General features: G+C 70.1%; 21 protein-coding genes. 19 read left to right on the top strand and 2 right to left on the bottom strand.

What is annotated here, in order from left to right:
• The first annotated feature begins 3 nt into the window (after window positions 1-3).
• The 12 genes from ACFY15_RS00675 to ACFY15_RS00730 all read left to right on the top strand — a co-directional run bounded on the left by ACFY15_RS00675 (window position 4) and on the right by ACFY15_RS00730 (window position 11,305).
• Window positions 4-414, top strand: coding sequence for a hypothetical protein (locus ACFY15_RS00675; protein WP_390824816.1), 411 nt, complete (start codon window positions 4-6; stop codon window positions 412-414).
• The gene (locus tag ACFY15_RS00680) at window positions 414-917 is read left to right on the top strand and encodes a hypothetical protein (protein WP_390824817.1); all 504 of its coding nucleotides are present in this window, start codon (window positions 414-416) and stop codon (window positions 915-917) included. Before ACFY15_RS00675 ends, ACFY15_RS00680 begins: the two co-directional genes overlap by 1 nt.
• Window positions 918-927: 10 nt before the next feature.
• The gene (locus ACFY15_RS00685; RefSeq protein WP_390824818.1) at window positions 928-1,338 is read left to right on the top strand and encodes a hypothetical protein; all 411 of its coding nucleotides are present in this window, start codon (window positions 928-930) and stop codon (window positions 1,336-1,338) included.
• Window positions 1,335-1,490, top strand: coding sequence for a hypothetical protein (locus ACFY15_RS00690; RefSeq protein WP_390824819.1), 156 nt, complete (start codon window positions 1,335-1,337; stop codon window positions 1,488-1,490). Before ACFY15_RS00685 ends, ACFY15_RS00690 begins: the two co-directional genes overlap by 4 nt.
• A 4-nt stretch (window positions 1,491-1,494) precedes the next feature.
• Window positions 1,495-3,819 (top strand): phage tail tape measure protein, encoded by a 2,325-nt coding sequence (locus ACFY15_RS00695; protein ID WP_390824820.1) that lies wholly within the window; start codon window positions 1,495-1,497, stop codon window positions 3,817-3,819.
• 15 nt (window positions 3,820-3,834) lie between these two features.
• The gene (locus ACFY15_RS00700; protein ID WP_390824821.1) at window positions 3,835-7,179 is read left to right on the top strand and encodes a hypothetical protein; all 3,345 of its coding nucleotides are present in this window, start codon (window positions 3,835-3,837) and stop codon (window positions 7,177-7,179) included.
• 9 nt (window positions 7,180-7,188) lie between these two features.
• Window positions 7,189-7,710, top strand: a complete 522-nt coding sequence (locus ACFY15_RS00705; protein WP_390824822.1) for a hypothetical protein — start codon at window positions 7,189-7,191, stop codon at window positions 7,708-7,710.
• Window positions 7,711-7,799: 89 nt separating this feature from the next.
• Window positions 7,800-8,612: an N-acetylmuramoyl-L-alanine amidase gene (locus ACFY15_RS00710; protein WP_390824823.1), complete on the top strand. Its 813-nt coding sequence runs from the start codon at window positions 7,800-7,802 to the stop codon at window positions 8,610-8,612.
• A 16-nt stretch (window positions 8,613-8,628) separates the two neighbouring features.
• Window positions 8,629-8,859 carry a holin gene (locus ACFY15_RS00715; RefSeq protein WP_390824824.1) on the top strand — a complete coding sequence of 77 codons (231 nt, stop codon included), beginning with the start codon at window positions 8,629-8,631 and terminating at the stop codon, window positions 8,857-8,859.
• The gene (locus ACFY15_RS00720) at window positions 8,856-9,110 is read left to right on the top strand and encodes a hypothetical protein (protein WP_390824825.1); all 255 of its coding nucleotides are present in this window, start codon (window positions 8,856-8,858) and stop codon (window positions 9,108-9,110) included. Before ACFY15_RS00715 ends, ACFY15_RS00720 begins: the two co-directional genes overlap by 4 nt.
• A 240-nt stretch (window positions 9,111-9,350) precedes the next feature.
• Window positions 9,351-10,532, top strand: coding sequence for a helix-turn-helix domain-containing protein (locus tag ACFY15_RS00725; RefSeq protein ID WP_390824826.1), 1,182 nt, complete (start codon window positions 9,351-9,353; stop codon window positions 10,530-10,532).
• A gap of 200 nt (window positions 10,533-10,732) precedes the next feature.
• Complete coding sequence (locus ACFY15_RS00730; protein WP_390824827.1) at window positions 10,733-11,305, top strand: hypothetical protein; 573 nt, start codon at window positions 10,733-10,735, stop codon at window positions 11,303-11,305.
• On the opposite strand, the gene ACFY15_RS00735 is transcribed toward ACFY15_RS00730, so the two are convergent.
• Entirely contained in the window at window positions 11,292-11,570 is a 279-nt protein-coding gene (locus ACFY15_RS00735) for a hypothetical protein (RefSeq protein WP_390824828.1), read from the bottom strand. The genes ACFY15_RS00730 and ACFY15_RS00735 overlap by 14 nt on opposite strands.
• Before the next feature lie 41 nt (window positions 11,571-11,611).
• On the opposite strand from ACFY15_RS00735, the gene ACFY15_RS00740 reads away from it, so the two are divergent.
• From ACFY15_RS00740 to ACFY15_RS00765, 6 genes are all read left to right on the top strand, one after another.
• A complete protein-coding gene (locus ACFY15_RS00740; RefSeq protein WP_390824829.1) occupies window positions 11,612-11,833 on the top strand; it encodes a hypothetical protein in 222 nt (73 codons plus the stop codon).
• The gene (locus ACFY15_RS00745; protein WP_390824830.1) at window positions 11,830-12,039 is read left to right on the top strand and encodes a hypothetical protein; all 210 of its coding nucleotides are present in this window, start codon (window positions 11,830-11,832) and stop codon (window positions 12,037-12,039) included. The genes ACFY15_RS00740 and ACFY15_RS00745 overlap by 4 nt, the downstream gene beginning before the upstream one ends.
• 135 nt (window positions 12,040-12,174) lie before the next feature.
• Window positions 12,175-12,447, top strand: coding sequence for a putative ATP-grasp-modified RiPP (locus tag ACFY15_RS00750; protein WP_390824831.1), 273 nt, complete (start codon window positions 12,175-12,177; stop codon window positions 12,445-12,447).
• A 3-nt stretch (window positions 12,448-12,450) separates the two neighbouring features.
• The gene (gene tgmB / locus ACFY15_RS00755; RefSeq protein WP_390824832.1) at window positions 12,451-13,449 is read left to right on the top strand and encodes an ATP-grasp ribosomal peptide maturase; all 999 of its coding nucleotides are present in this window, start codon (window positions 12,451-12,453) and stop codon (window positions 13,447-13,449) included.
• On the top strand, window positions 13,427-14,626 hold the full coding sequence (tgmC, locus tag ACFY15_RS00760; protein ID WP_390824833.1) for an ATP-grasp peptide maturase system methyltransferase: 1,200 nt from the start codon (window positions 13,427-13,429) through the stop codon (window positions 14,624-14,626). Before tgmB ends, tgmC begins: the two co-directional genes overlap by 23 nt.
• A gap of 20 nt (window positions 14,627-14,646) precedes the next feature.
• On the top strand, window positions 14,647-14,910 hold the full coding sequence (locus tag ACFY15_RS00765) for a DUF6087 family protein (RefSeq protein WP_390824834.1): 264 nt from the start codon (window positions 14,647-14,649) through the stop codon (window positions 14,908-14,910).
• Between the two features lie 228 nt (window positions 14,911-15,138).
• On the opposite strand, the gene ACFY15_RS00770 is transcribed toward ACFY15_RS00765, so the two are convergent.
• Window positions 15,139-16,110 carry a hypothetical protein gene (locus ACFY15_RS00770; protein ID WP_390824835.1) on the bottom strand — a complete coding sequence of 324 codons (972 nt, stop codon included), beginning with the start codon at window positions 16,108-16,110 and terminating at the stop codon, window positions 15,139-15,141.
• A gap of 165 nt (window positions 16,111-16,275) precedes the next feature.
• Here ACFY15_RS00770 and ACFY15_RS00775 point away from each other — a divergent pair, with 165 nt between their 5' ends.
• Entirely contained in the window at window positions 16,276-16,473 is a 198-nt protein-coding gene (locus ACFY15_RS00775; RefSeq protein WP_390824836.1) for a hypothetical protein, read from the top strand.
• Window positions 16,474-16,486: the final 13 nt, after the last annotated feature.

Genomic DNA, 16,486 nt, shown 5'->3' on the forward strand with positions numbered 1-16,486 from the left:
CGCATGGCCAAAATGGTTCTCCTCTCCCAGTACCTCGCGATCAACGGGGTCGACCTGTCCGACTACACCCGCAAGGCCGAGCTGACCGTCGAGGTCGAGGACAAGGACATCACCACCTACGGCAGCCTCGGGTGGAAGGCCGTCCTCGGCGGCCTGAAGTCCGGCGAGCTCGCGGTCGAGTTCCTCCAGGACGTGGCCGCTACGAAGATCGACAGCATCATGTGGCCGCTGCTCGGATCGGTCGTGAGCTTCGAGGTCCGTGCCGATCAGGCCGTGGTCGGCACGTCCAACCCGAAGTACACGGGCAGCATCCTGATCAAGGGGTGGAACCCCATCGAGGGCTCGGTCGGCGACGAGGCGTCCGTCGGCGTCACCTTCCCGACGAGCGGCGCCGTCACCCGCGCCACGTCCTGATGGCCGGCGGCCCGCCGTTCGAGGTCACCGTCACCCACGACGGGCTCGACGCGCTCGCCCGGGCGCTGCGCAAGGAGTCCGACGGGAAGCAACTCCGCAAGGAGCTGGCCAAAAACATGCGGGACGCGCTGAAGCCTGCGGCCGCGCAGGCCAAGTCCGGGATCATGGCGATGGCCAGCAGCGGCCCGGGCACCGCACCCGCGCTGCGCTCCGCCATCGCCAAGAAGATCCGGCCCGAGGTCAAGCTCGGGGGGAACTGGTCCGGGGCCCGGATCAAGGCGTTCAAGACCCGCAACATCAGGGGCTTCGCCAACGCGCCGAAGCGCACCAACCGCGCCCGGGGCTGGCGCCACCTCACCTACGGCCGCGAGCCGTGGGTCCAGCAGCACGGCAAGACGCTCTGGTTCGACCGCGCCATGGAGGGCGACACGAACCGCTACACGGCCGCCGTGCACGAAGCGATGGAAGCCATGGCCCGGCGCCTCGCCGACCGGGCGAGATAAGGGGACACCGATGTACCTGATCTACCAGCCCGAGGGCTCCGCCGAGCCGATCCGGTGGACGTACAACCCGAAGCGGCTGATGTCCGCGGAGCGGGAGGCCCTGGAGAAGCTGACCGGCCGGGACTTCTCCGACTTCACCCAGGCCGTTCTGAAGGGGAACGCCTTGTGCCGGCGCGCGTTGCTGTTCATCTTCCTGAAGCGGGACCACCCGACCACGAAGTTCGCCGACGTGGATTTCGCCTGGGACGAGCTGTCTCTGGAGCACACCCGCGGGGAGCTCCAGACGATTCGGGACCAGGCCGCCGAGCACGCGGCCCCGGAGCAGCGCGACGCGATCCTGGCTGGCCTCGACAAGGAGATCGCGAAGCTGCCCGAGGACCCCGAGGGCTCGGGAAAAGCAGAGCTGCCGATCGTCGCTTGAGACGTCTCGGCGATGCCTCGCACCTCCTCGGCATCCGGCCCTGGGAGTGGCGCCTCCTCGACGTCGAGGAGGCCGAGCACGTCCACGCCTGGCTCGACAGCTACGAGCAGGCCCAGCGGGACGCGAACGAACAGATGAAGAGAGGCAGGTGACGACGTGGCCTCGGACACCTCGCTCGTCTTCAATCTGATCGCCCGCGACCGGGCGTCCGGGGTCATGGACAAGGTGTCCGAAAAGTTCACCGCGTCGGCGGCCGCGATCGGTGCCGGCGTCGGGGCGGCGCTCGGGACTGGCATCGCGGCCAGCCTCGACACGGGCGCGGCGAACGCGAAGCTCGCGGCACAGCTGGGTGTGGGCTCGGAGGAGGCCGCGCAGCTGGCCGAGGTATCCGCGCACGTGTACGCGGGCGCGTGGGGCGAGTCGACCGCCGAGGTCAACGAGGCGATCAAGGGCGTCTACCAGCAGATCGGCGACACCAGCGACCTGCAAGGCGGCCTGGAGGGCGTGACCACGAAGGTCATGGCCCTGGCCCAGACGTTCGACCAGGATCTCGGCGGCGTCACGAAGGCCGTCGGCCAGATGATCAAAACGGGGTTGGCGAAGGACGCGAACGAGGCGCTCGACATCCTCACCCGCGGGTTCCAGTCGGGCGCCGACAAGGCCGATGACCTGCTGGACACCATGAACGAGTACGGCGTCCAGTTCAAAAAGTTCGGCCTGGACGGGCAGACCGCGACCGGCCTGCTGTCCCAGGGCCTCCGCGCCGGCGCCCGGGATGCCGACCTCGTCGCAGACGCGATCAAGGAGTTCTCGATCCGGGCCATCGACGGCTCGAAGGGTGCCTCCGACGCATACAAGGCCCTCGGGCTGGACGCCGACAACATGATGGCGAGGATCGGCAAGGGCGGCGACAGCGCCAAGGCTGCGCTTCAGCTGGTGCTGGACCGCCTGCGTGGCATCAAGGACCCGGTGGCCCAGTCCGCGGCGGCCGTCGGGCTCTTCGGCACGCAGGCCGAGGACTTGGGGCGCGCTTTGTACGCCCTGGACCCGAGCAACGCTGTTACCGCGCTCGGGAACGTGACCGGGGCCGCGGACGACATGGCCGCCACGATCGGGGAGACCCCGGCGGCCGCGCTGGAGAAGTTCAAGCGGGAGACCATGGCGAAGCTGACCGAGGTCGGCGGGGTGATGGTCGGGTTCGCGATGCAGCACCAGGGTGTGTTCCAGCCGCTGGTGTACACGCTGCTCGGGCTCGCCGCGACGGTCCTCGTCGTCCGCGGCGCCATGATGGTCTACTCCGCAGTGTCCACCATCGTCGCGGGCGCCAACGCGGTCATCTCCGCCAGCGCCTGGACAGTGATGGGCAACTGGCTGCGGATGAGCGCGATCGGGATCGGCGCGTACGCGCAGATCGCCGCGGGCGCAGTCGCCTCCGCCGCGACCACCGCGGCCGCGTGGGTGGGCTCCGCGCTCACCTCGATCGGGACGTGGGTCCTGGCCGTGCTGCGCGCCGGCGCGACGGCCGCCATGCAGTTCCTCCTCATGGCAGCCCGCGCGGTCGCCTGGGCAGCGGTGATGGCCGCTCAGTGGCTGATCGCCATGGGCCCGATCGGCTGGATCATCATGGCCGTGGCCGGGCTGGTCGCGCTGATCGTCGCGTACTGGGACCAGATCAAGGCCTGGACAGGCGCGGCCTGGGACTGGGTGTGGGCGAAGATCCAGAACTTTGTCAACTTCGTGATCCAGCTCTTCATGAACTTCACCCTCGTCGGGTTGATCGCGAGCCACTGGGAATCGATCAAGTCCACGGCGGTGGCCGCGTGGGACGGGCTCGTCGCGTGGATTCAGGGCATCCCCGGGATGATCTTCAATGCTCTACTGAACTTCACCCCCCTCGGCCTGATGATCAAGCACTGGGACGCGATCAAGGAGGGCGTGCGGAACAAGGCGCTCCAGATGATCATCTTCATCGCGATGCTCCCCTCGATGATCAGCGAGAAACTGTCGGGGCTCGGCAGCCTCCTCGTCGACAAGGGCAGGGACCTCGTCTCGGGCCTCTGGCGCGGAATCCAGGCCATGGGCTCCTGGCTCCGCTCCACCCTCATGAACTGGGCCCGCCGGCTCATCCCCGGGCCCATCGCGAAGGCCCTCGGCATCGCATCCCCGTCCAAGCTCATGGCGGACCAGATCGGCCAGTGGATCCCGGCCGGTGTCGTCCTCGGCATCGAGGCGCGCCAGGGCGACGTCGACGACGCGATGGCCGGGCTCGTCCAGCCGCCCGCCTCCGGGGTAGCAGTGAGCGCCGGTCAGCAGATGGGCGGCGGGGCCACGGCTCCGATGATGCGCCCCGGGTACGGCCAGCAGGCCGTCACGGTCCGCCTCGTCATCGATCCCACCGTCGAGTCCGCGTTCGCCACGGCGATCCGCAAGAGCGTCCGCCTCGTCGGGTCGGGCATCGTCCAAACCGCGTACGGCCAGTGAGAGGAGCCGCCCCCGATGGCGTTCCCCCAGACCCCGCTCGACCTCCTCGCCGAGATGCAAATCGGCGGGGTGTGGACGGACATCACCGGAGACCTGTATGCCCGGGCCCCGCTGAGCATCCAGCGGGGCCGGCAGGACGAGGGCGCCCGCGTGGACCCGGCGCGGGCCTCGTTCCAGCTCGACAACCGGCAGAACAAGTACAGCCCCAAGAACCCGCGCAGCGCCAACTACGGGCTGATCGGACGCAACACCCCGGTCAGGTTCTCGGTGCCCGCGGCGGAGTCGTACCTCGCGATGGCCGGCGGCCCGGGCGACATGGTGTCCACGCCCGACCACGTCAGCCTCGACATCACCGGGGACATCGACATTCGCATCGAGGCCACGGCCCGGTGGCAGGAGAGTGGCCCCCAGACGCTGATCGGGAAGTGGGGGGCCGATGGGCAGCGCTCCTGGATCCTGCGGTTCCAGGGCGGCAACGTCTTCTTCGTGTGGTCGCCGACTGGGCTGTCAGCCGACGCGATCAACGTGAGCTGGTCCCTGCCGCCGCTGCCGCGGCGCGCGGCTCTGCGGGTCGTCCTCGATGTCGACAATGGGTCGTCCGGCCGCACGGTCACCCTCTACTCCTCCGACTCGCTCGCCGGGACCTGGACCACCATCGGCGCCAGCACGGCGACGGGCACCACGTCCATCTTCAACAGCAGCGCGAACTTGGAGATCGGCCCGACCCAGGTCGTGTCCGCCCTTGTGACCCGCTCCCCATTCCGGGGCCGTCTGCACCGGGCCGAGGTCCGGTCCGGGATCGGCGGGTCTGTAGTGGCCGCGCCGGACGTCCGGGCCCTGTCCGCAGGCACTACCTCATGGGCTGACTCGGCCGGCCACACGTGGACGGTCATCGGGGCCTCGGTCGTCACCGCGCGCGAGTACCGGCTCTACGCCGAGGTGTCGTCGTGGCCGCCCCGCTGGGACGAATCTGGGCGGGACATCTACGTCCCCGTCGAGGCGTCCGGGATCCTGCGCCGCCTGGGTCAGGGCGCGAAGCCGCTTTCGAGCCCGCTGCGGCGGCGCATTTCCACGCTCATTCCGCCGATTGCCTACTGGCCGATGGAGGACGGCCGCGACGCCACCCAGGCCTACAGCCCCATCGCCGGGGTGGCCCCGCTGGCCACGACCGGCCTGGACTACGCCGCCGCCGACACGCTCACCGGGTCGGACCCACTCCCCAAGCTCCAGGCTTCGGCGAGCATCCTCGGCGTTGTCCCGGCCTACGCGTCCACCGGGGAGTGGATGGTCGGCTGCGTCTACAACTGGGCCGGGCCGCCCGCCAGCATCACCCCCCTGCTCGACTTCACGACCACCGGGACCGCACAGCGGATCGTCGTCTGGGTCGACAGCACGGGCGCCTACCTCTCTGGATACTCGGCGGCTGGCGGGTCCAGCCTCTGGGACATCGCCCTGCTCACCGTCGACTACGGCTTTTTTGGCCGGTGGAACCGCCTGGAGGTCACCGCGACTCAGGCGGGGCCGAACGTCACGTTCCACCTGGGCTGGGTCGACGTGAACGGGATCCGGCAGAGCGGGGAAACCACCGTCGCGGCGACTGCCGGCATCGTCACCGGGATCAGCACCGTGTACACGGCCCTGACCGAGGGCGTCGCGCTCGGGCATATCGCTGTTTTCGCCAGCAGCACCAACGCCTATGTGAACGTGTACGAGGGCGCGGACAACGGGTGGCTGTCGGAGCACGCCGGGGCCCGGGTGCTGCGCCTGTGCACCGAGGAGGGGGTCCCGGCTTCCGCCGACGAGGCCGACACCGCGATGGGCCCGCAGAAGTCGGCGACGCTGTTTTCCCTGCTCGGCCAGTGCGCAGACTCTGACCTCGGCATCCTCCACGAGGACCGCGAGCGCCTCGGACTCAGCTACCGGGCTAGGAACCAGCTCTACAACCAGCCGATATCACTCACCCTCGACTACGCCCAGAACGGGCACGTCGCCCCACCGCTGGAGCCGGTCGACGACGACCAGCGGGTACGCAACGACGTCACCGTGACCCGGGAGGGAGGATCGGCCGCGCGCGCCGTGGCCACCAGCGGCCCCCTGTCCGTCCAGGCCCCGCCCCTTGGGGTCGGCACGTACAACGAGGCACAGACGCTGAGCCTGGCCTCGGACGCCCAGACCGCGGACGTCGCGGGCTGGCTGCTGTACATGGGCACCTGGGACGGGGCCCGGTACCCGACGGTACACATCAACCTGGCTGCGGCGCCGAGCCTGATCCCGGCGGTGGTGATGCTGGAGATCGGCGACCGGATCCAGATCATCAACCCGCCGCCCTGGTTGCCCCCGGGGCCGATCGATCTGATCGTCGAGGGCTACACCGAGACGATCGGCCACCCCAACAGCTGGGACATCGTCCTGAACTGCTCGCCAGCCGGACCGTGGAACGTGGCCGTCGCCGACGTCCCGGCCTACGGGCGCGCGGACACCGACGGGTCGATCCTCGGCATGGACGCCACCTCGTCCGCAACGACGCTGCTCGTGCACACCACGCAGACCGTGGACAGCAGCAACCCGCGGTGGACGCAGGACCCGGCCGAGTTCCCGTTCGACGTGCAGCTCGGCGGGGAAATCGTCACCGCGACCGCGGCCGCCTCGCTGGCCGAGGACACGTTCGGCCGGACCGTGGCCGCGGGCGGCTGGGGCACGGCGTCCGACGGCCACCCGTACACGGTGACCGGCGGAACTGGGTCCGAGCGGTCCGTCTCCGGCGGGCTCGGGCTGATCACCGCGACGTCGGGTCAGACCACGCTGCGCATGCAGACCGTGGCCGAGACCTGCGCGGACACCGAAATCCGCTGCACGGTGTCCGTGAACGCGGTCGCGACCGGGGCGAGCATGGTCACGTCGCTCGCGATGCGCTGGTCGAGCGCCAGCTCCTGCTACCGGGCCCGCGTCGAGTGGGGCGTCGGCGGGGCGATCGGCCTGTCGGCCGTGGTCGGGTCCACGCTGATCGACACGTCCGTCAGCACCAGCCTCACCTACACCGCGGGCCAGCAGTTCGAGGTGCGCATCAGGCTGATCGGGCACCGCATCCTGATGCGCATCTGGCCCACCGGGACGATCGAGCCCGCAGGCTGGCAGCTCGACCGGACCGCGACCAGCGGCACGATCACGACCGGCCAGGTCGGGATCGGCGGCGGCGCGTTCTCCGGGAACACCAACGCGACCACGGAGTACCGGTTCGCGAACTGGACGGTCCTGTCCCCGCAGCGCATGACCGTGACGCGCTCCACGAACGGCATCGTCAAGGCCCAGGCGGCGGGGACCGACGTGCGTCTGGCCCAGCCTGCGATCACCAGCTACTGAGGAGGCCACGTGCCCTACCCGGTCATCTCCGCCGGCCAGCGCATCACCGCCGGCCTGCTCACGTCCATGTTGCCAGCCCCGGTGGTCAAGCCAGCCGACGAGAACCGGACGTCGACGACGACGAACACCGGTGATGCTCACCTCCTCGTCCCGGTCGCGGCGAACGCGACGTATCTCGTCACGGGGATGCTGCTGTACTCGGCGCGCACCGACACGGACATCAAGATCGGTTGGACGGGGCCGAGCGGCGCGGTGATGGACTGGATTGCCCACGGGCAGAGCCAGGACGGGACCGGCGGCATCGCGGCGGCCGGTGTCGTCGTCGACAAGCAGAGCATCGGCGCGACCTCGTTCCCGCTCGGCGGGTTCGGCGCGGAGAACACCACGTTCATGACCGCGCCCTTGTGGGGGAGGCTCGTGACCTCGGCCAGCGCCGGCACGCTCCAACTCAACTGGGCGCAGCGCGTCACCAACGCGACGAGCAGCATCATGCGCGCCGGGTCCTGGATCCTCCTCACCCGCGTCGCCTGACCCTGCACCACCCGTACGCCCCGCGCCATCGGCCGGGGCCATTTTCATGCCCTGGAGGCGTCATGGCTTGGTACCCAGGAGCCCGAAAGATGGAGCTCCAGCCCGAAAGCGACAACCAGCCCGCGATCCGGCCGACGCAGTTCATCATGCATTCCGTCGCCGCCCCGTGGGACGAGGAGCGGATCTACGAGTACTGGCGGGACTCCACCAACCTCGAAAGCCACTTCGGCCTCGACTACGACGGATCGATTGGCCAGTTCATCGGCACACAGACCCGCGCGGACGCCAACTACCGAGCCAACCTGCGCCCGGACGGCACCGGCGCCGTCAGCATCGAGACCGCCTCCGACGACGACGCGAGCGATCCGTGGACACCCGAACAGGTCGAGCAGCTGATCCTGCTCGGCGTGTGGCTCCACCAGGAGCACGGCATCCCGCTTCGGGTCTGCCGCAACGCCTCGGACCCGGGGTACGGCTACCACCGGCTGCATGCCGACTGGGCCGTCAGCGGCACGGACTGCCCCGGCGACCAGCGCGTGCAGCAGTTCCATGACGTGGTGTTCCCCGGCATCGTCGCCCGCGTCGGCGGGGCACCGTCAAGCCCGCCGCCGGCCGCACCCGGGGTGTCCCTGTCACGGCTGATCGCCGCGGCGAAGGCAGACCCGCCGAAGAGCGGCACTCCGGTCTCGTACACGGGCGTGAAGGTCGTGGAGGACGCCCTCGTCGCCGAAGGCCTCCTCTCGGCCGGCCTGGCGGACGGGCACTTCGGCACCGCCACCGTCAAGGCGTACGCGGCCTGGCAGCGCCGCCAAGGCTACGGCGGGGCGGACGCCGACGGCATCCCCGGTCGCGCCAGCCTCGCCGTGCTCGCCGCCCGCCACAACTTCACCGTCACCAGCTGATCGAGGAGAACCGCACATGCTCACCTACGCCTTTTGGACGGCCACCGCCGAGCGCGCCGTCCGTACCTTCGCCCAGGGCGTCCTCGGCGCGGTCGGTGCCGACCAGCTCGGGATCCTCAACGTCGACTGGGGACAGGCCGCGTCCGTCGGCGGTCTCGCGGCCGTGCTGGCGGTCCTCACCGCGATCGCCACGTCCGGCGGGTCGGAGGGCCCGGGCATCACCGAGACCGTCCGGGCCCGCGGGTGACCACTGAGGAGTCCACCCGGGTCGCGGTCGAGCTGGCGGAGATGAGGGGCGAGATCAGGACCGGATTCGCCGAGCTGCGTGGTCAGCTCGGCCTCGCGCTCCAGCGCACCGACCAGGCCGAGGCGGACATCTCCGCCCTCGAACAGCGCGTCGAGGCCCTGGAGCGCGCCCGCTGGCCCCTGCCCTCCATCGCCGCCGTGACCGCCGTGGCGGGACTCGGACTCACCCTCTACCAACTCGTCGCGAAGTAGACCACGTGCCCCCTCTCGCCTACGGGCGGGAGGGGGCGGTTTCGTGCGTTCAGGCCCGCCAATGACGCCGGGCCTGCCATCGTGGGCGACATGGCCGACGACACCGACACGCCTCCCCCGCCGGGTCGAGTTGTGTGCGGGGACTGCCTCGGCCACCTGCCCGGCGAGTACCCGTAGGGCAGTCGGGACTCCACCAACCGACCGGCGCCCGGTACCGTCCCAGTAGACGAAGGGGACGCTATGAAGTGGCACGAGCACACCACCGGCCAGCGGATCAAACTGCTCCGCGGAGCCGTCACGCAGGAAGCCCTTGCCGAGGTGGCCGGTCTGTCCATCGCCACCGTCCGCAAAGCCGAGCAGGACCGGGGCCAGCTCTCCTTGCCCACCCTTATGCGGCTTGCCCATGCCCTGGGAGCCGACATCTCCGTGATCGTGGGCCAGCAGGCCCCCAAGAGGGCGATGCTCGCAGACGACCGGACCACGTTGCGCGAGATGTCGCGGGTCGTCCACGACACCGCCGCCGGCATCAGCGCGGACAGGGAGCCCACCGACTTCGCGTCCGATCTGGCAGCGGGGTGGGACGCGTACCGAGCTGGCCGTGTCGGGGTGGCTGGACGTTTCGCCGCGTCCTGCGTCTCCGACGCTGCGGCTGCGCTCGCACACACTCCAGTAGAACGCCGGATGGCCGCGCACGGCCTTCTCGCCGACGCCTACCGCCTCTCCGCCTACGTCGCCAACCAGCTTGGCGCTCGTGATCTCGCCTACGCTGCCATCGGCCACGCTGCCGAGCAGGCGCGGCAGGCAGGGGATCCGGTACGGGAGGCCTCCGTGGCCTCGGGGCGATCCTGGGTCTACCTACGGGATGCCCGGCTCGGGGAAGCCGAGCGTGTCGCGGCAGTCTCGTACACCAGCATCGAGCCTACGTATGGCGACCGCGATCCCGCCCTCCTCGCCACGTACGGATGGCACGTCACCTTTGCGGCCGTCGTCGCGGCCCGCCAGGGCAACACGGTCGCCGCCGAGGAGCTGCTCTCCCAGGGGTCCGCTGTGGCCACCCGGCTGGGCCGCGATGTGATGGTCAACGGAACGGCCTTCGGCCCTGCCGCGGTCGCAGCACAAGCCGTCGGCATTGCCGTCTCCACTGGGAAGGCCGGCAAGGCCCTCGATCTGGCCAGGGGGGTGAACGACTGGTCTTCGCTGCATCAGGCGGCCCAGAACCGCCTCCAGTTGGACATCGCCCTCGCCCAGTGCGAAGTGAAGCAGTACGACACCTGCCTGGACACCCTGCTGACTGTCTGCCAGGAACACCCGGAATGGGTGCGCCACCAGACCCTGCCTGGCGTAATCGCCCAGCGGGCCGGATACGCCACCACTTCCCGATCTCGCAAGATCGCGAAGATCATTGGGGCCACGCTCGCCTGACTGCTACGGGGCGTAGCAGTCAGGCGAACACGGATCTCGGTAGTGCTACGCCCACGCTCTTCACTCTGTGCAACGGCACCAACACCATATGGAGGCATGCAAGCGGGCGGTTCCTCCGGGGACTACCCGCTTCCCCTCCTGGCCCCACCGCTGTCCACTCGCGGTGGGGCCGGGCACCACCTCATCGAAGGAGATGCCAGATGAGCGCGAAGAACATGCCCACCCCGGCTGAGGTCGCCAGCCGCGCGGCAGAGATCCTGGCCGCGGTCACGGCCGACGAGGAGTTCGACGCCTTCGAGGCCGCGACCCTGGAGTACAGCTCGGACTGGCAGTGCTTCACCGGGTTCCCCGTCATCGAGCGGTGGAACCTCGACACCGACAAGGCCCCGCTGTTCACCGAGGGCCTGCGGGCCCTGGCCCTCAAGAGCGCGGTGTTCGACCTGACCGGCGACGAGCTCCTGGCCGAGGTGCCCATCGCGGTCCCCGTGGACGAGATGACGCACGCGATGATCGCGCAGCCGCAGCTGTTCGCCCGGATCTCCGAGCGGGTTGGCTTCGCCCTCATCCACCAGACCGACCAGGAGCACACCGACTACGAGGCGGGCTGCTTCACCAACTTGGCCTACCGCCTCGCCTGGGGTGAGCCCTCGGCCCGGTACTGGCTCCAGGCCGAGGAGGTGGAGCGGCGGGTGAAGATTCTCAGCGCTCGGTACGCCTCCATCGGCATGGAGCGCGCCGGCCGCGAGCACGACATCTCGTTCACCGCCGCCTGAACCACCGGCGCCTGACCGGCTCCGGCTCGGTCCGGGCCGCCAGCGGCTCCGGCGGCGGGGCAATTCGGTCCGGCTCCACCCCGACCTTGTCGGGGTGAACGCAGGCAGGGATCCGGTCGGCGGTGTACCGGTAGCCGTCGGCCGGATCGAACGGGCACTCGCGACTCGGCCGGTCGTAGACCACGAACGCAGCCCGGGGCAGCCGGTAAGCCGGACAGATCGCGCACGCCGGATGGTCCTCGCCCTGGGCGAACGGCTCGCTCATGCCCCCGCACCGTACACCCCCTCTCGCTGAGGAGCAGCGCCATGGCCAAGTTGCCTCTCCCTCGCCGAACACCTGCCAACCAGCCGACCAAGAGCGAACCCGCCGAGCGCATCCCCTGGGACGCCTTTGCCGCCGGGGCCGACGTCACCGCGGCCTACGGGCAGCCCTCCCCGGCCCTGGTGGAGCGGGCCCGCCGCGGCTGGCGCCGACTCGGATCCATGCACGAGCGTCTCAGCCGGGCTGGCGAGGACGGTGCGCAGTGAGCCGCCGCCCGCGCTGGCTCTTCGAGGGAGCCCGCGTTCTGGATGCCGTCGAGGACCGCGAGGGCATCGTCCAATTCATCGGCGACTACGAAGATCCCGCCACCCGCCGTTTCACCCCCGAGGCCGTGTTCCTGCGGCCCGAAGGCGGCGGCCGCGAGTGGGTGGTCTCCGACCACCGAGCCCTGCGCCCTGTTGACGACCGCTGACCCCGAGCGCTCGGCACATCCCGTCCCTGCGCGCCGGCCCACAGCCCGCCAAGCCGCTCCGTGGGGGCTGTGTCCCGGCCCGCAGGGCCAACCAGCACCATGCACTACTCACACTTCATCGAGAGGAGCGCCAACATGCGCACTGCAACCCTCACGCCCTCGTCGCCCTGGGCGATGCAGCTGGTCACCGACCGGCTCCCGATCGGCGCACCGGCCTACGCGGCGGTGACGCTGGATCCGTCCACCCAGACCGCCCGCTACACCGACACCACCGGCCAGCGCGTGGAGATGGGCCAGCACGGCACCAACCAGACCAACCCGACCACCTCCCAGTCCGGCGGCAGCGACGGCAACAAGCCGCAGCCGCAGACCGCGGACGACTCCAACCCCGACTACAGCACGGACTGACCGATGACCTCCACCGTCCTGGTCCTCACCGCGCTTGAGGACGTCACCGCGGATCTCGTCATCAACGCGCTCAACGAGCGCAGCGTGCCGGTCGTCCGCGCGGACCCGGCCGACATCGGCGCGGGTCTGTCCTTCGCGGCCCGCATCGGGGGCGCCACCCAGTCCTGGGGCGGCTGCCTGGCCACGGGGAGCCGGGAGGTGGAGTTAGGGGAGGTGGCGGCGGTGTACTATCGCCGCCCCACCCCGTACGCCGCCCGCTACGGGCACCTGGCCGCCCAGCAGCGCGACTTCGCCACCGCCGAAGCCCGCCACGGACTCAACGGCGTTCTGCACAGCCTGACCGGCGCCCTCTACGTCAACCACCCCCTGGCCGTCGCCCGCGCCGAGTACAAGCCCACCCAGCTCCACCGGTTCACCGAACTGGGCCTTACCATCCCGGCAACGCTGGTCACCAACGACGTCGAGCAGGCGCACGCCTTCGCCGCCGAGCACGGCCCCATCATCTACAAGCCCTTTCGCGGCCTGCCCGTCGGCGAGGATGGCCACGCCGGAGCGATCTGGGCGCAGCGTGTTGACCCTGAGACCTTCGACGGCTCCCTCGCGGTGATGCCGCACCTGTTCCAGGCGGAGATCCCCAAGACGGGCGATGTCCGGATGACCGTCGTCGGCCAGCAGGTGTTCGCCAGCCGCGTGCAGGCATCGGACGGCGCCTTGGACTGGCGCCGCGGCGACTGGAACAAGCTGATTCACACCCCCATCGACGTCCCCGCGCCCATCGCCGCGGCCGTGCTCGCCTACCTGGACTCGTTCGGGTTGGTCTTCGGCTGCTTCGATTTCGCCCTCACGGGCGCCGGCCACGCTGCGAAAGACTGGACGGCGATCGAGTGCAACCCGAACGGACAGTGGGGCTGGCTCCCTGACGCGCCCGCCATCACCGAGGCGTTCGCCGACATCCTCACCAGGAAGGAGGCGGCAGGCCATGACCACGCCCGCCGACCCTGAGAACGACGCCGCCCCGCTCCGGCGCGCGATGGCCAGCACCCTGGCCGATACCGGTGTACTGGCCGATCCTGCGTGGCGGGCGGCGGTGGAGGCGGTTCCACGACACCGGTTCGTCCCCGGCTTCTACCTGCCCGTCGGCGAACCCGACCCCCACGGGCTCACGGTGTGGGAGCCCGTCACCGCCGCACTCGACTACGCCCGGTGGCTGGCCTCCTCCTACGCCGACACCACCCTGATCACCCAGTTCGACGGCGACGAACCCGACTGGAGCCAGGCCACCCCCCGCCACGGAGGAGCCCCGACGTCCTCCTCCACCCTGCCCTCCCTCGTCGTGCAGATGTGGGCTGACGCCGACCTCCACGAAGGCCACCGAGTTCTGGAGATCGGTACCGGCACCGGCTACTCCACCGCCCTCGCCTGCGAGCGGCTCGGCTCCAAGGCGGTCGCCTCCATCGAGGTCGACGGACACCGCCTGTCCCAGGCCGCAGGAGCTCTCTACGGCATGGGCTACATGCCTGCCCTCGCGGTGGCGGACGGCATGTACGGGTACTGGCCCGAGGCTCCGTTCGACCGGATCGTGGCCGCGTGCTCCTTCCGCGCCGTGCCGGCCTCCCTCCTCGCCCAGACCCGGCCCGGCGGAAAGATCCTCCTCACCCTGTCCGGCTGGCTCTACGGCTACGCCCGCGTCCTCCTCACCGTCGCCGCGGACGGAACGGCCTCGGGCCCGCTGCTGCCTGGCACGGTCTCCTTCATGTCCGCCCGCACCCACGCCGCCCCCTCGTTCGGCAACCCCGCCCACTGGGCGACTCGCGCAGACGCCCCCGCCCGCCCCGCCCGGCACGCACCGCAACGGATCACCGGCCCCACAACGGAAGCGTTCCACCTGCGCTTCCTCGCCCAAGCCGCCGTCCCCAGCGCCCAGATGACCACCCTCGGCGAGAGCGTGCTCTTGGCCGACACCGTCACCGGGTCCGCAGCCGTCCTCACTCCGCAGGCCGACGGCTGGCAGGTCCGCGAGGGCGGCCCGGTACGGCTGTGGACGGCCGTCGAAGACCTGCTCGATGCATACGATGCAGCCGACGCCCCGGCAGCGGAGTCCTTCACGCTCCACGTGCACCCGGCCGGCCAGCACCTGAGACACCCACAGATTCCCAGCCTCCCGCTGCCTCGCCCCTGAAGCCCTGGGACGATGGCCTCATGGCCAAGCACCGTCGCCCCGGACCGCCCAACCAGCCCTCCCGAGCTGTCCCCCGAATCGACTCCGCTGACCCACTCGCGGCGTACGACAAGCGCCGCCAGCCGCCCCTGGACGTTCACCGACGCCACCGGCCCGCACTCGGCGGCGGTAGCCACGTGAACCCGGACGCGCCGCGTGTACTGGAGGAATGGAACGGATTCGTCTACACCGTGGTCGGCACCGCGCCCGATCTCGCGGTGGCGAAGGCCTGGGCCAACGAGTGACCGCCCAGTGGGTAGGCCGCCTGAACGCTAGGCTCCGCTCCGATGGGAGGACTCATGCAGGAGTGGACAGACCCTCGGTACGCCGAGCTCGTCAAGGTCTGGCGTGAGACGCAGCAGCCGACATCCCGCGACCCGGAGGAACGCCCGGCCCGCGGGTTCATCACGCAGCCGCCGTCTCACGACTGACCGCAACCCCGGCCCGGCCGCCTCACGCGGCCGGGGCTCCGCTCACTGCTGCGAGGTCCGCTCTAGCCACCGCCCGTACCAGATCATCAGCTGGAAGGTGCTCCGGAGCCCGAGCCGTTCTCGGGCCTCCGCCAGGGCCCGATTCACCAACCTGTCGCTGATCAAGAGCCGCCGGCCTGCACCGTCCTGGGATTCACCTGCATGGAGCTGCTCCAGGATGTCCATCTGCCGGTCGGTCAGTACGACCTCATCGGTCACGGCCACGGCCTGAGCCCACGGCATGGCGTTCTCCCAGTAGATGTCGAAGACGTTCCGGGCCCACATCACGGAGCTGCGGTCTGCGACGTGCCAGCCGCTGTGGGCGTCGGGCCTGCGGGTGACGTGGTCGTCGACGAACAGGCTCTTCTGGTCCACGATGATCATTCGCGGGAATCGGCCAGCGACCGCCCGCACTTCTCCACCCGCCTCGATCAGCGCGGCCACGTATGCCTGCGTGGCCCGGTCGGCGGCCGCCGTGGACCGGTACAGCAGCCGCAGGGTTGCACCGCGCTCCAGCGCCGCCAAGGACCGGTCGTTGCCCAGCTTCCGGATCGCCGGGTCCCGGTCCGCGGGGAGGGCCGGCTGAGCCGCAAGGAGCTCGACGGCAGCTTTGCCCGTGATGGTGCCGATTCGATCGTTCATGAGGCTCGGGGTGGGCAGGAACTCGGAGCCCATGTAGTCGAATCGGCGGCTGCGCTCGTAGGCGGGGGCCAGGCCCTCCAGGACGGGGATGGCAGCCAGGCGTTCCAGGCTGGCCGTCAGCCGGGCGTGCTCCGCCTCCAGGAGCCGCTGAATCGCGGCCCGCGGGTCTGTGGCGATGTGGGATCCCGCGTCGTACGGGTCGTCATCGACCAGCCCGAGACTGGCGAGGCGGCTGAGGTCAGTCTCGGCTGGCAGGTGCTCGCCGGCTGCCAGTGCTTTGTAGTGGGCCTGGTCTTCGGTCGTGAGGTCGTGCGGGTCCTGAGAGTCCGTCACTGTGCACACCTATCCCCCTATTTGCCGTGTGCGGGATCCCGAAGTTCGGATTCCCGAAGGAGTCAATCTCTTGGATCGTGGCATGTGCTGCTGGCACGCTACATCTAGTCGTAGCGCGGCGGACAGGTGTTCGATACGGTCCACGGCATCACCGAAAGGATTGGAATGCGAAAGATCATTCGGCTCGGCGCAGCCGCACTTCTGGCAGCATCCGCAGTCGTCGGCACCGCAGCTCTCGCGACCGCAGACGCCAACGACGACACCACCAACCCCGGCATTCAGGCCGACGTCGGCTGGGGCACCGCTCCGGCCAACCCCACGCCCTCCGCCTCGGCCACCGCCACGGACGTCGGCTGGGGGTAACCCCACCATGCTT

Origin of the sequence: Streptomyces sp. NPDC001373 (assembly GCF_042895815.1) — a bacterium.
Classification (GTDB): domain Bacteria; phylum Actinomycetota; class Actinomycetes; order Streptomycetales; family Streptomycetaceae; genus Streptomyces.

What these genes read in the sequence shown, in the direction of transcription:
- ACFY15_RS00675 (WP_390824816.1), top strand. Translation starts at nt 4, where the DNA reads ATGGCCAAAATGGTTCTCCTCTCCCAGTACCTCGCGATCAACGGGGTC.
- ACFY15_RS00680 (WP_390824817.1), top strand. Translation starts at nt 414, where the DNA reads ATGGCCGGCGGCCCGCCGTTCGAGGTCACCGTCACCCACGACGGGCTC.
- ACFY15_RS00685 (WP_390824818.1), top strand. Translation starts at nt 928, where the DNA reads ATGTACCTGATCTACCAGCCCGAGGGCTCCGCCGAGCCGATCCGGTGG.
- ACFY15_RS00700 (WP_390824821.1), top strand. Translation starts at nt 3,835, where the DNA reads ATGGCGTTCCCCCAGACCCCGCTCGACCTCCTCGCCGAGATGCAAATC.
- ACFY15_RS00710 (WP_390824823.1), top strand. Translation starts at nt 7,800, where the DNA reads ATGGAGCTCCAGCCCGAAAGCGACAACCAGCCCGCGATCCGGCCGACG.
- ACFY15_RS00715 (WP_390824824.1), top strand. Translation starts at nt 8,629, where the DNA reads ATGCTCACCTACGCCTTTTGGACGGCCACCGCCGAGCGCGCCGTCCGT.
- ACFY15_RS00725 (WP_390824826.1), top strand. Translation starts at nt 9,351, where the DNA reads ATGAAGTGGCACGAGCACACCACCGGCCAGCGGATCAAACTGCTCCGC.
- ACFY15_RS00730 (WP_390824827.1), top strand. Translation starts at nt 10,733, where the DNA reads ATGAGCGCGAAGAACATGCCCACCCCGGCTGAGGTCGCCAGCCGCGCG.
- ACFY15_RS00735 (WP_390824828.1), bottom strand. Translation starts at nt 11,570, where the DNA reads ATGAGCGAGCCGTTCGCCCAGGGCGAGGACCATCCGGCGTGCGCGATC.
- ACFY15_RS00740 (WP_390824829.1), top strand. Translation starts at nt 11,612, where the DNA reads ATGGCCAAGTTGCCTCTCCCTCGCCGAACACCTGCCAACCAGCCGACC.
- ACFY15_RS00750 (WP_390824831.1), top strand. Translation starts at nt 12,175, where the DNA reads ATGCGCACTGCAACCCTCACGCCCTCGTCGCCCTGGGCGATGCAGCTG.
- tgmB (WP_390824832.1), top strand. Translation starts at nt 12,451, where the DNA reads ATGACCTCCACCGTCCTGGTCCTCACCGCGCTTGAGGACGTCACCGCG.
- tgmC (WP_390824833.1), top strand. Translation starts at nt 13,427, where the DNA reads ATGACCACGCCCGCCGACCCTGAGAACGACGCCGCCCCGCTCCGGCGC.
- ACFY15_RS00765 (WP_390824834.1), top strand. Translation starts at nt 14,647, where the DNA reads ATGGCCAAGCACCGTCGCCCCGGACCGCCCAACCAGCCCTCCCGAGCT.
- ACFY15_RS00775 (WP_390824836.1), top strand. Translation starts at nt 16,276, where the DNA reads ATGCGAAAGATCATTCGGCTCGGCGCAGCCGCACTTCTGGCAGCATCC.